Source organism: Psychrobacillus sp. FSL W7-1493, assembly GCF_038004905.1.
GTDB lineage: Bacteria > Bacillota > Bacilli > Bacillales_A > Planococcaceae > Psychrobacillus.
The window spans coordinates 905808-919349 of record NZ_JBBOSB010000001.1; the positions used below are offsets into that span (position 1 = coordinate 905808).

Annotated in this window: 12 protein-coding genes; 3 read left to right on the forward strand and 9 right to left on the reverse strand. The window is 36.3% G+C overall.

What is annotated here, in order from left to right:
- Positions 1-37: 37 nt before the first annotated feature.
- Complete coding sequence (locus MKX96_RS04470) at positions 38-1213, forward strand: MFS transporter (protein WP_340882308.1); 1176 nt, start codon at positions 38-40, stop codon at positions 1211-1213.
- 163 nt (positions 1214-1376) lie between these two features.
- Positions 1377-2285 carry an EamA family transporter gene (locus tag MKX96_RS04475; RefSeq protein WP_340882309.1) on the forward strand — a complete coding sequence of 303 codons (909 nt, stop codon included), beginning with the start codon at positions 1377-1379 and terminating at the stop codon, positions 2283-2285.
- A gap of 101 nt (positions 2286-2386) precedes the next feature.
- Here MKX96_RS04475 and MKX96_RS04480 read toward each other — a convergent pair whose 3' ends face one another.
- Positions 2387-3526 carry a zinc-dependent alcohol dehydrogenase gene (locus MKX96_RS04480; protein WP_340882311.1) on the reverse strand — a complete coding sequence of 380 codons (1140 nt, stop codon included), beginning with the start codon at positions 3524-3526 and terminating at the stop codon, positions 2387-2389.
- 213 nt (positions 3527-3739) lie between these two features.
- Between MKX96_RS04480 and MKX96_RS04485 the strand changes: the two genes are divergently transcribed.
- Complete coding sequence (locus MKX96_RS04485; RefSeq protein WP_340882312.1) at positions 3740-4432, forward strand: hypothetical protein; 693 nt, start codon at positions 3740-3742, stop codon at positions 4430-4432.
- Positions 4433-4477: 45 nt separating this feature from the next.
- On the opposite strand, the gene MKX96_RS04490 is transcribed toward MKX96_RS04485, so the two are convergent.
- The 8 genes from MKX96_RS04490 to MKX96_RS04525 all read right to left on the reverse strand — a co-directional run bounded on the left by MKX96_RS04490 (position 4478) and on the right by MKX96_RS04525 (position 13452).
- A complete protein-coding gene (locus MKX96_RS04490) occupies positions 4478-5068 on the reverse strand; it encodes a DNA-3-methyladenine glycosylase I (protein ID WP_445678208.1) in 591 nt (196 codons plus the stop codon).
- A 186-nt stretch (positions 5069-5254) separates the two neighbouring features.
- Positions 5255-6670: an alanine/glycine:cation symporter family protein gene (locus tag MKX96_RS04495; protein ID WP_340882315.1), complete on the reverse strand. Its 1416-nt coding sequence runs from the start codon at positions 6668-6670 to the stop codon at positions 5255-5257.
- A 282-nt stretch (positions 6671-6952) separates the two neighbouring features.
- Positions 6953-7312: a DUF779 domain-containing protein gene (locus MKX96_RS04500; protein ID WP_340882317.1), complete on the reverse strand. Its 360-nt coding sequence runs from the start codon at positions 7310-7312 to the stop codon at positions 6953-6955.
- A 23-nt stretch (positions 7313-7335) separates the two neighbouring features.
- Positions 7336-8856, reverse strand: a complete 1521-nt coding sequence (gene exaC / locus MKX96_RS04505; protein ID WP_340882320.1) for an acetaldehyde dehydrogenase ExaC — start codon at positions 8854-8856, stop codon at positions 7336-7338.
- Positions 8857-9319: 463 nt separating this feature from the next.
- Positions 9320-9841, reverse strand: a complete 522-nt coding sequence (locus MKX96_RS04510; protein ID WP_340882323.1) for a YehS family protein — start codon at positions 9839-9841, stop codon at positions 9320-9322.
- Positions 9842-9973: 132 nt separating this feature from the next.
- Positions 9974-11347 carry a 23S rRNA (uracil(1939)-C(5))-methyltransferase RlmD gene (rlmD, locus tag MKX96_RS04515; protein WP_340882325.1) on the reverse strand — a complete coding sequence of 458 codons (1374 nt, stop codon included), beginning with the start codon at positions 11345-11347 and terminating at the stop codon, positions 9974-9976.
- Positions 11348-11472: 125 nt separating this feature from the next.
- Complete coding sequence (locus tag MKX96_RS04520; RefSeq protein WP_340882328.1) at positions 11473-12282, reverse strand: polysaccharide deacetylase family protein; 810 nt, start codon at positions 12280-12282, stop codon at positions 11473-11475.
- A 270-nt stretch (positions 12283-12552) separates the two neighbouring features.
- Positions 12553-13452, reverse strand: coding sequence for a TIGR01777 family oxidoreductase (locus MKX96_RS04525; protein ID WP_340882329.1), 900 nt, complete (start codon positions 13450-13452; stop codon positions 12553-12555).
- Positions 13453-13542 lie beyond the last annotated feature (90 nt).

The following is a 13542-nucleotide window of genomic DNA, read 5'->3' on the forward strand; positions in this document are numbered from 1 at the left end:
AACCTGGATTGAAATTAAATAGTGAAGAGGTTATCTTATGCAACAATTTACAGCTATGGAGAGCAGACGTTTTAAGATTTTAGTTATTATTGTTTCTATATCAGGGTTTTCCCAAGGAATGCTTTTGCCTCTGATCTCAGTTATTTTTGAACAGGATGGGGTCAGCGCTACTTTAAATGGATTAAGTGCTACAGGTTTATACATAGGTACTTTGTTAATATCACCTTTTATAGAGCCACCATTACGAAAATATGGGTACAAGCCTATGATTGTAGTAGGAGGGCTTATCGTTATAGTATCGCTTCTCCTTTTCCCTTTATGGAAGAGCGTAATGTTTTGGTTTGTACTTCGTTTATTAATAGGGATTGGTGATCATGCTCTACATTTCTCTACCCAAACATGGATTACAAGTTTTTCACCACAGCACAGGTTGGGTAGAAATATAGCCATTTATGGCTTATCATTTGGAGTTGGTTTTGCAGTTGGTCCTTTGTTTGTCCAACTCGTAGAAATTTTTGAAGGACTTCCTTTTATCGTTTCTGGACTTTTATGTTTGTGTGCATGGGTTCTTGTATTTTTCCTCAAAAATGAAAAGCCAGAAACATTTGCTGCTACGTCTTCAATGACAGGCACATGGAAAAGGTTTGGAGCTGCCTTTTCAGTAGCATGGATAGCATTTATCCCACCCTTTAGCTATGGCTTCTTAGAATCATCTCTAAATGCGATATATCCTGTGTACGCACTTCGTAACTCTATTGAAATTAGTGATTTATCCTATATTTTAGCTGCTTTCTCTATTGGTGGAGTAGTGTCACAATTGCCACTTGGTATGTTAAGTGATCGCCTAGGAAGAAGGCAGGTCTTATATAGTATGCTTGGGTTAGGTGCCCTAACATTTGGGTTAGCAAGCTTTTTTGAAGCATCTGCAATAGGTGTTGGGACATTTTTCTTCATAGCAGGAATGTTTGTAGGATCTACTTTTTCACTTGGTATCGCATATATGACAGATTTAACCCCAAAAGAGCTTTTACCAACAGGAAACTTAATATGTGGTATATTTTTTAGCTTAGGTAGTCTTTCAGGTCCTTTCTTTGGTGGATTGTTCATTCAGCTATTTGAGGGAGTAAGCTTTTTATTGCTAATATCTATCCTTTTAGGGTCTTTGGCAATCGTGATATTTTTTACAAAATCTAATCGTCCTACCATAGTATAACCAATTACAAAAAATGAATTCGACCACTATGACTCTAACTGAGCTATGGTGGTCGAATTTATTTTGTATTCTTACTTATTTCTAGGGTATTGACATTCGAGTCTCGTTTATTATAATTGTAAAGCTTCATTTACATATTATTTATAGAAGAGGAGAAAGACTTATGTGGTTTATATTTGCTCTTATAACTGCCTTAGCATGGGGAGGAGCAGACTTATTTTATAAAAAGGGAACAGACCCTAGAGATAAATTTAGTCATCTTAAAATAGTTGTTATGGTAGGTTTAGTTATGGGGATTCACGGGATAGTGTATATGCTATTAAAAGGTATTCAATTTGACCCAATGGACATGGTATTATATTTACCAGTTTCCGCACTTTACATACTATCAATGGCAATCGGATATATAGGATTGAGATATTTAGAACTATCAATAGCTTCTCCAGTTCAAAATTCATCAGGAGCTATTACAACAATCCTTTTATTTATTTTCTTTACTCATTCATTAAGTGCATTAGAAATCATGGCTATTATTATAATTACTCTAGGGGTAATTGGCTTGGCAGTCTTTGAAAAACAGCTGGAAAAACAAGTACTTCAAGCTAATCCTAAGACGATCGATACTAAATATACAATTGGATTCATGGCTATTATTTTCCCTATTTTATATGCATTGATTGATGGGCTTGGAACGTTTGCAGATGCAGTTTATTTGGATGAGCTTAGTCTCATTGGAGAGGATGCAGCACTACTTGCTTATGAGTTTACATTTTTCATCTGCGCTGTGGTAGCTTTTGTTTATCTTAAAGCGGTCAAAAAAGTCCCATTCAACATCTTTAAAGAAAGAGATAAGACAAGTGCTGCTATTTTAGAAACTATTGGTCAATTCTTCTATGTATTTGCAATGTCCTCAAATGCCATTATTGCAGCTCCAATTATTGCATCCTATAGCATTTTTTCTGTGTTACTTTCCAGAATCTTTTTGAAAGAGAAGCTAACGAAAAAACAATATGCTGTAATTATCGTAGTGATTGTCGGAATTGCTTTATTAGGTATTGCAGATGAGTTGTAAAAATATTAGTTAATGAAATCAGGTTTAAAGATAAATACAAAAAAGCTCTAAATTTTACAGTTGTAAAATCATTAGAGCTTTTTATTTTTAGGGGTTAGTCTTTATGGCTTTAAAACAAATTTAATGCTTTCTTCCTCATGGTCATGGAATATTTTATATGCTTCACTAGCCTGCTCAAGTGGAACGCTATGTGTAATGATCTGTGTAGGGTCAACGTCACCTTTTGTAATCATTTCATATATCTTTGGCATATAGTGTACTACAGGCGCTTGTCCTGTTTTAATATTAATATTTCGCTCGAAAATATTTCCAAGAGGGAACATATTGTAATTCGATCCATACACACCGGTTAATTGGATCGTACCAAATTTACGTACAGCATCAATTCCAATGTCAAGGGCACTTAAAGTACCACCTTGGAGTTTTAGTTTTTGCCCAACTTTTTCTAAAGTAGACATTTTACCGTCCATGCCTACACAGTCGATTACAACATCTACACCACCATTTGTGATTTCTCGAATATATTTTCCCATGTGATCATATTCTTCAAAGTTATATGCTTCCACTTTATTCATCTTTACTGCATGATTCAAACGATATGGTAAATGATCGACAGCAATAACACGCTTAGCACCTTTCATCCATGCAAACTTCTGTACCATTAATCCAATAGGTCCAGATCCTAAAACAGCTACCGTATCGCCTTCTTTCATACCTGAGTGCTCTACGCTCCAATAAGCTGTAGGTAGAACATCTGAGAGGAATAATAATGATTCATCCTCTAGCTCACAAGTCTCAGGTATTTTGAAAGGTAAATAATTTCCGTATGGTACACGTAAATACTCAGCTTGACCTCCAGGATAGTCACCGTATCGTTCTGTAAATCCAAAGTATGCTCCTGAATCTATTGCCGGATTTTCATTGGAATTGTCACACTGACTTTCCATTTCGTTTTGACAATAAAAACATTCTCCACAGGAGATGTTAAAAGGAATTACAACTCGGTCACCCTTTTTAACTTTTGTAACAGAGGGGCCAACTTCTTCAACTATTCCCATTGGTTCGTGACCAATTACATAATCCTTACGAGCTGGCACTGCACCTCTGTAAATATGTAAATCGGACCCGCAAATAGCTGTAGTAGTAATACGCACGACAATATCATCACTTTTTTCAATTTTTGCGTCTGGTACTTCTTTTACTTGAACATCTTTTGCACCTTGGTATGTTACAGCCTTCAATTGATCTCCTCCTAATAACTTTTTTCTTTCTAATTAGTTATTACCCTTGAGGATATAAAAAAAACTTTAAACAATTAAAAATAAAATACGAACATAAAAAAAGATATCATTTTTAATGAGTCTTCAAAGTATTGTTGAATTAAGATGACATATTTGTCTATATATTTATTTGGTTATTGTTTTTGAACAAAATTTTAGAATTGGAGGGTATCAATGAATAAAAAAATTATGTTTTTATTAGGAATAATGCTTATTAGTTTACTAGTAGCGTGTGGGAAAGAAGAGGCTAGTCCAAAAGAAGCTTATGAAGCTGAAGAGGGGCATGAAGATCATGATCATGATGAACACGATGGACATGACCACGATGATGAAGACGATACTGCCGCTTTAGATTATACCAAATTGGATCAAGCTATTGGACAGGTTTTAAAGGAATCCCCTGGCTTTTCTATTCAAAATGAAGTGGATAAGGGGGTATCAGGTGAGCTATTTAACTATTTCAATACAGATAAAATGGCATTCCGTTTAAAAGTAGAGAGTGTGCTAGGCAACCAAGAATACAATAGACAAGAGCTAGATGCATACGCCCAGTACTATGTAAAAGAAGATTTACTAGCCATAGAAATAGCAAAGAAAAAATATAATGTCGAGGTTACACAAGCAGAGGTGACTAATTTTATTGATGAGAATGTAAAAGAAGTAGTGCCTGAGGAAAAGAAGCTATACGCTCAAAGTATAGGAGTGACTTTAGAAGAATTAGATAACATTTTTGATAGAGATATCTATATTATGGATGTCCTATGGTCCAAGCTGACACCTATACTAATGGAAGAGTATCAACAAGGTGGGGGAGAAAGTGAGGCAGAATATATGGAAAGACTCACAAATGAATTCTTTGAAGCGTAACAAACTGGATTAAGAAAATAGGCTCGTGAAAAAATATTTCGCGAGCTAGTTATTATATAAAACTTTCGATTTTTCTATAGAGGGGTAACAGTGGCAGTCTATTGTGTGGTCATTAATCATGCCCACTGCCTGCATATACGAATAACAAACTTTGCTACCTACAAAGACAAAGCCATCCTTTTTCAGACGTTTACTCATTGAATCACTTAGCTCAGTAAAAGCGGGTACTTCACTTATTGAGCTCCAATGGTTGATGATGGGTTTATCATTTACAAAGCTCCAAATGTAATTAGAAAAAGAGCCATGCTCCTGTTGGATTTTGAGAAAAGCATGTGCATTGGTTAACACACTGAGGATTTTTAACCGGTTTCGGACAATTCCACTATCTTCCCGAAGAGATTGAATTTTATCCTCGTCGTATTGAATAATTTTCTCTGCCTCAAAATTATCAAATGCTTGTCGATAATTATTTCGTTTTTGCAAAATCGTCCACCAACTTAAGCCAGCTTGAGCTCCTTCTAGGCATAGCATTTCAAACAATAGTCTATCCTCATACACAGGAACGCCCCATTCCTTATCATGATAGTCTAAGTATAACTGATCTTTTCCAACAACCCATCCACATCTAGTAACCAATGTAATCACCTTACCTTTCCAAAAAGAGAACGTATATTCTATTTTTATTGTATAATAAATTCTGAAAAATAGCAACACATATAAAAGAAAGATAGAAGTCTAAAGCAACTAATGTAGATAAAACAAAAAAGAAGGCGACGAAAATTTTACTAACAGTAAAGTTTTCGTCGCCTTTTGTTTTAAATATTATCGATCTTTATCTTCATCGCCCCAGCACTCTACTTCTCCAATATCAGGAACATTCTTCTTGTAGAATACAGGATCTAAACCTTTTTTACGTTGTAATACATAATCATTAATAACACGTTTAGCAATCTTCCAAAGCATTAGAATAGCTAAAAGGTTAATGATAGCCATTACAGCCATAAAGAGATCCGCTAAGTCCCAAACTAACTGAACCTTTGCAACAGAACCAAACATAACGAAAGCCACTACTAGCACACGGAAAATAAGCAGCATAGTTTTAGATTCCTTAATAAAACCGATGTTCGTTTCCCCGTAGTAGTAATTCCCTATTACTGAGCTGAAGGCAAACATGAATATAGCTATAGCTAAAAATGTACTTGCCCAGCCACCTAGATTATCAACTAAAGAAACTTGTGTCAGGTTGACCGAAGCAGCTTCTGAATGAAGGTAAGCATCACTCATTAAAACAATCGCAGCTGTTGATGTACAAACGATTATTGTATCAATAAATACACCGAGTGTTTGAATAAGCCCTTGTTTTACAGGGTGAGATACAGATGCAGTGGCTGCTGCGTTTGGTGCAGAACCCATCCCAGCTTCATTTGAGAATAACCCTCGCTTAATCCCATTCATGATAGCAGCCCCGACCATACCAGCAAAAGCCTCTTCGAAGCCAAAGGCAGATTTGAATATAAGGATGAATACATTTGGTAGCTCACTAATATTCAAAAATACTACAAGAAGAGCAACTGCAATATAAGCTATTGCCATAACTGGTACTAATATTTGTGTGACGCTAACTATTCGTTTGAGACCACCAAAAACAATGACAGCAGTAATAATAGATAAAATAACGCCAACTACTACTCGACTTGAACCAAAGCTTTCTTCAAATGCAATAGTAATTGTATTGGCTTGTACTGCGTTAAATACAAATCCATAGGTGAGGGAGATAACTACTGCAAAGAGAATTCCCATCCACCGCTTGTTTAAGCCTTTTTCCATGTAATAGGCTGGACCACCGCGATACATTCTCCCATCTTTAACTTTATACACTTGCGCTAAAGTGCTTTCAATTAAAGAAGATGCTCCTCCGATAATAGCGATCATCCACATCCAAAATATCGCTCCAGGGCCGCCAAGTGCAATAGCAGTTGCAACCCCAGCTATGTTACCAGTCCCAATGCGAGAGGCAGCGGATATTGTAAAGGCCTGAAAGGAGGAAACTCCTTTTTTTCCGGTACTATCTATCGTCGCTTTTTCCGAAACAACACGGAACATTTCTGGTATTAATCTAATTTGAATAAATCTAGTTTTTACTGTAAAAAATACTCCTACTCCTACCAAGAGTACGATCAAGACGTAAGAATATAAGGCATTATTCACATCCTGTAACATACTTTCAAAGAAACCCATTATTAATTCCTCCTAAAAATCGGTAACGCTTGTTATGTAAACTTCGTATATAGATTGCTTTAATTAAGCTATTCTATAACATTTCACAAGTATAAAGTGAAATGTGATGGATAAATAAATAGAGTTGGTTTATAAAAACCAACTCTATTTACTATCTGAAATATTACAATTACCTAATGGTATTATAACAAAAAAATCAAAGAAGAAAGTGAAAATGTATTATATATGCAAGAGATATAAAAAAAATGGATAAAAAGATAGCTCTTTTTATCCATAAATTAGTTAAAGCGGAGATAACTCTGCTCTTTCCTTATCTGTAAATACACGAGAATGAATATGAAATGAAATACCTTCTGTACTTTCAAGAGAAAAGGCAGCTCCCATTCCATCAACTACATCTAATATTAGCTGTGTATGCTGCCAATAATTATAGTGGGACTGATGCATATAATATGGTGCATTTCCAAGTGTTCCAAGAAGCAAGTCACGACTTCCGATATAGAAGTCACCTTGCTTATAGCACATTGGAGCAGAACCATCGCAGCAGCCAGCAGACTGTACGAACATAATTGCCCCATGCTTTGCCTCAAGCTCTTGAATTAGCTCAAGCGCTTTATCTGTTGCTACGATGCGTTCTACCATTCTGTCATCTCTTTTCTAACTTCTTAGAAGAAGCCCATTGCAGATTTATTGTAGCTTACTAACATACATTTTGTTTGTTGGTAATGCTCAAGCATCATTAAGTGATTTTCGCGACCGATACCTGATTGTTTGAATCCGCCAAATGCAGCATGTGCTGGGTATTGGTGATAAGTGTTTGTCCAAACGCGACCTGCTTGGATTGCACGACCTGCACGGTAAGCAATGTCAATGTTACGAGACCAAACACCAGCTCCTAAACCAAATTCAGAGTCGTTAGCAATTTCCATTGCTTCGTCAAAGTCTTTGAATGTTGTAACAGAAAGTACTGGTCCAAAGATTTCTTCTTGGAAAATACGCATTTTGTTGTTTCCTTTGAATACTGTAGGAGCAACATAGTAACCGCCATCGTGGTCACCTTCAAGTTTATTTTGTGTTCCACCGATTAACAATTCAGCGCCTTCTTCTTTACCGATTTCGATATAAGAAAGGATTTTTTGTAACTGTTGGTTAGAAGCTTGAGCACCCATCATAACTTCTGTATCAAGTGGGTTACCAATTTTAATGGCTTTGATGCGTTCTAATGCACGCTCCATGAATTTTTCATAGATTGATTCTTGAACAAGTGCACGAGATGGACAAGTACAAATTTCACCAGAGTTTAGAGCGAATAGTACAAGACCTTCAATTGCTTTGTCTAAGAACTCATCGTCTGCATCCATAACGTCCTCGAAGAATACGTTAGGTGATTTACCACCAAGCTCTAATGTTACAGGAATAATGTTTTCAGTAGCATATTGCATGATTAAGCGACCAACGCCAGTTGAACCAGTGAATGCTACTTTTTGAATACGTGGGTTTGTCGCAAGTGGTTTCCCAACTTCTGCACCGAAACCGTTTACAACGTTTAGGACGCCTTTTGGTAAAATATCTTGAATAAGCTCTAAAAGAACCATTAATGAAGCAGGAGTTTGTTCAGCAGGCTTCATAACGATTGTATTACCAGCAGCTAAAGCTGGAGCGATTTTCCAAACAGCCATTAATAATGGGAAGTTCCAAGGAATAATTTGTCCAACTACACCGATTGGCTCATGGAAGTGGTATGCTACAGTATCGTTATCGATCTGGCTAATTCCACCTTCTTGAGCACGGATTGCTCCTGCAAAATAACGGAAGTGGTCAATTGCTAGTGGGATATCTGCATTCAATGTTTCACGAACAGCTTTACCATTGTCCCAAGTTTCAGCAACAGCAATTTTTTCTAGATTTTGTTCCATACGATCAGCAATTTTGTTTAAAATAATTGCACGGTATGCAACAGATGTTTGAGCCCAAGCACCTTTAGCAGCGTGAGCAGCATCTAAAGCAAGCTCGATATCTGCTTCAGTAGAACGAGCAGCTTGAGTAAACACTTTACCTGTAAGTGGTGAAACTACATCAAAGTATTCTCCATTAACTGGAGCTACCCATTCTCCACCGATAAAGTTTTCATAACGATCTTTAAAATCAACTACTGCACCAGCAGTATTAGGATTAGCATAAATCATATTCTTACCCCCAAATTTTTATAGTGCGATCTGCTAGACGTCAGACGTCGTAGCAATAATCAAATCATGCACCAATTAAAAAAAGAAAGCAAGATGAAACTTCAATTTTTATTCACATTTGAAATTAAAAGTTTCTTTTTAAAATTGAAAATATACAGTTGGTTAAGGTACATTTATTTACCAAAATTGATTGGTATATAACAACTTTATTTATATTCTATTGGATTTTATTAAGATGTAATATAACAGATAAATCATCTTTATACTAAATTTTTATGAATAAATTATGTATATTTATTCATAAATTTCATAGAAAGAACTGGAAGTAAGATGTTGAAAATTAAAACTCTGATTTAAGTAAATCTCTAAAGATGATGGAAGGGAAATAAATTATTCTAATACGTATTGAAAGGCAAGAACGTGGATTAACACCATTCTTGCCTTTCTATGATTAGTTTATTTGTTACCCTCTATATTTGATTGCTAATCCTTTTAAGAAATTCCGAGCGAATTTGTCGCCGCATTCCTTATAGTTGCGATGGCCTTCTTTTCGAAGGATGGCACTTAACTCACTTTTTGTTATTGCTACCCTGGCTTCTTCCAAAATATCAATCATATCCTCGCTTGTTAAAGCCAGTGCTATTTTTACTTTTTTGAGAAGCATGTTATTGACACTTTCAGTGCTTCCAGATGTGGAGGGCGGAGCGGCTGGCTGTCCAGGCTTCGACTCCTGTGGTCCTCTTTTGAATGTGATGAGTCCATTTAAAAAAGATTCTAACATTTTATTGTTACATTTGAGCTGATTGTCGTTTTCTTCAGCCTCTTCTTCATAGTCGTTTTCATAGTTATCCTTAGATTTAGTTAAAAGCTTTAGGACATCCTCTTTGGAAATTTCTACTCCACCTAGTTTAAAGATTTCTACCATTTCTTTGTTTTTAATATCTAGTGCATATCTCAAACGTATCAATATATCGTTGTTTTCCATTAAAACATCCTCCTCAAGCATTGTATTGCGTATATATTTACTATTATGTAATAGCCTTCATCAGAAGGAGATAAACGATTAGAAGAAAATCCGAAAATCATTCAGATTCCCGGATCCTTTTCAATTTAGTTATTATTTTAGTGTTAGCAGCGTAACTACCTCTATATGCGATGTTTGTGGGAACATATCCACTGGCTGCATATATTTTACTTCGTAAAGCTTTGTTAACTCCTGTAGATCCTTTGCAAGTGTAGATGGGTTACAGGAAGTATAGACAAAGCGTTTCGGTTTTATCTCTAAAACTGTTTTCAGTAGTTCCTGGTCTAAACCAGTTCTAGGAGGATCTACTGTCAGTACGTCCGGTACAAAACCTTCACTTTGCCATTGCTTTAACCATTTCTTTGCAGTTCCATGAACATACTTTGTATTATGGTAGCCGTTGCGTTTAGCATTTTTCTTGGCATCCTTAACAGATTCCTCGATAATATCCATACCACGAACCTCTTTAGCATTTTTAGCTAACCAAAGCCCGATCGTCCCAACGCCGCAATATGCATCCACTACGGTTTCCTCACCAGTTAACTTGGCAGCCTTCTCAATTTCATCGTAGAGATGCTCTGTTTGTTCCGGATTTAATTGGAAAAAAGCACGAGCGGATAGGTCAAAAGCTAATTCTCCAAGTTTTTCATGGATGATTTCTTTACCGAACAAGTTAAAGGTTGTATCACCAAATATTAAGGATGTTTTTCCTGGATTAATATTTTGGCTAATGGATACGATATTAGAATCGATTTTACGAATCATTTGTACAAGGTTTTCTTTATTTGGCATTTTCTTTTGTGTCGTTACTAAAGTCACCTGGATTTGCCCTGTTTTAATTCCTGTACGCACAACAATTGTACGGACAATACCTTGAGGATTTTTTTCATCATATATTGGTATATTAAGCTCTTTCAAATAAGCTTTTATTTCATTAGTAATTCGAGTGGTGACAGGGTGCTGTACCATACATTCGTTAATATCGATAAGCTTGTTAGAGCCCTCTGCATATAGACCTGCAATTACATCATTACCTAGCTGTCTAGTTTGGAACTGGCTCTTATTTCGATATAGCCATGGATTCTCCATCCCAAGAGTAGGTCTTACTTCGATTGTGGTGGCAAGGTCTTTCAGATAGCGCTCAAGGGATTGAATTACTATATCCCTTTTTTCAATAAGCTCTCGCTCATAAGTCATATGCTGAAGCTGGCAACCTCCACATGCATCATAAACGGGGCATGGTGGTTTTACTCTATCAGGAGAAGCCTGACGAATTTTTTTAATTGTTGCCTCTGCATATTTTGGATTTACGGTAGTTACCTGTGCTGTAACTACTTCTCCAGGAAGTGCTCCTTTAACAAATATTACATTTCGTTTAAAGAACCCGACACCTTCTCCATTAATGCCTAATCTTTTTATAGTAAGTGGAAATTCTTGTCCCGCCTGTATTGCTGTTTTTTCTGTCATTTCCTTCACGTCCTTTATCAACCAATAAAACAGTATAACTTTTTTATAGGCATCATTGCAAGCTAAAGGTGCCAGTTTTTAAAAGAAACTGGCACCAAGTTACATTCTATCTATTATAAAGGAATTTACTGAGGAAGAGAATAATCAGGTATTTGAAGCTTGGATAAGTTAAGATCGTTAATCTTTCCAAATGTATAGCCTCGTTTTTTCGCTTCCTTGATAAATGATGGAAGTCCCTCTGCATTGTCTGGGGAGACAGTGTGCATGAGGATAATTGCCCCAGGATGGATCTGTGTTATTAGCTCGTTATATGCATATTGTCCGCCCTTTTTCTGATCTCGATGCCAGTCGATAAAAGCGATGGACCAAAAAAAGTGCTGGTGACCAATTTCGTTTGCAGCTTCTAATACTTCCTCATCAAAGATTCCTTCAGGTGGTCGAGTGACAGTTGTTCTTTCTAAAGAGGTAAGCTCCTTTAGGCGATTATCAAATTTCTGTAGTTCTTTTTTTATTTCATCCTTTGACAGTTTAGCTAGGTTTGGATGTCCATACGAGTGGTTACCTATTTGATGTCCGTCTTCGATCATCCGTTTTACTAGTGGTGTGGCACTTTCGAGGTAATGACCAGTTAAAAAGAAGGTAGCGCTAATGTTCTCTTTCTTTAATGTATCTAAAATGCTCTCGGTATAGCCGTTTTCATAACCATTATCAAACGTCAGGTAAATAACCTTTTTGTTAGCTGGTCCTTTATAAATGGCTCCGTGCTTTTCTAATAACGCGTCGAGTTCTGCTCCGGCCTCTGGTGGAATTTCATCTCTGGCTTTTTTAAATCCCCAGTGAATTTCTTTTGCTTCCGCCGTAAATGGCTCATAGGAAAAGCCAAGGCTTATAATAAAGGCTGCTATAATAATTCCTATTACATGATGCTTCCACATGATTTTTGCTCCTTTTTAATATATATTTGCATAAAAAAATGCAATCAACTTAAAAGTAGATTGCACCTGGGTTTGATATTTATTCATTTTTACTCGTTGGTTAGTTTTACTATATGAATCAATTTCATAATTCCTTTTTAAGAAAAGGTTATGTTAAAGGGTAGGGTTGATAATAAATCTTTACATTAGAAAGTAGAATTGATTTCCGCACCAGTCGGACGCTTTTTCGTAGGGTGAGAAATAAACCATCACCTGTGGAAAATGGCTCGATTACTGACTATATATATTGATCAATGCGCTCGTAAGTTCGGGATATTTAAAGGAAAAGCCATTAGCTATTAATACGTCTGGAACTACTTTTTGTCCTTCTAAGACAAGCTGACTTTTTTCACCAAGCACTAATTTCAAAGCAAATGCCGGTACTGGGAAGTAATAAGGTTTATTTAATACTTTAGCCAATGTTTTACTAAATTCATTCATCCTGCGAGGATCTGGTGCAACTATATTAAAAGGTCCTTGAATATTATTTTCAATAGCGAATAACAGGGAACTAGCAACATCCTGAATATGAACCCATGACATCCAATTATCTCCCTTTCCTATTGGACCACCTACAAACATTTTATAAGGTAATGCCATTAAGGGAAGTGCTCCTTCTTTTCTATCTAATATAATCCCAAATCTACCTAAAGCTACGCGGACTCCAAGCTGCTCTGCAATTAATGCTTTTTGCTCCCAATCTGCAACTGTTTTGGCTAGAATATCATTACCCCGTTGTGTTGATTGTTCATCATAAATTTCCGTGTTGGAAGCTGGATAAATTCCAATAGCACTTGCATTGATTAAAACTTCGGGTTTTTGCTTTAATGCTTGTATAATACGTATGACTTCATCAGTTGCTTCCATCCTACTAGCATAAATTTTTGCTTTTTGCTTTTCTGTCCATCTACCGTTATTTATAGATTCTCCAGCAAGATTTACTATTGCATCAATACCTTCTAAATATTCCTCAGGTTTAGAATCATTTGTAAGCCAGTTAATATAAGTAACATTGCTTGCTGAGTGCGAGCTCGACCGTGATAAAATAATAGCCTCATGTCCCTTTTGCTGCAGTAGCTCAGTCAAAGCCCTTCCTACAAAACCAGTTCCACCAGTAATTGCTACTCTCATCGAAATCAGCCTCCTCTTAACACAATAATACCAGTTCAATCATTTATCACATATTAATTTTTACGTTATAATTAAGGAAAGCGAATGGAG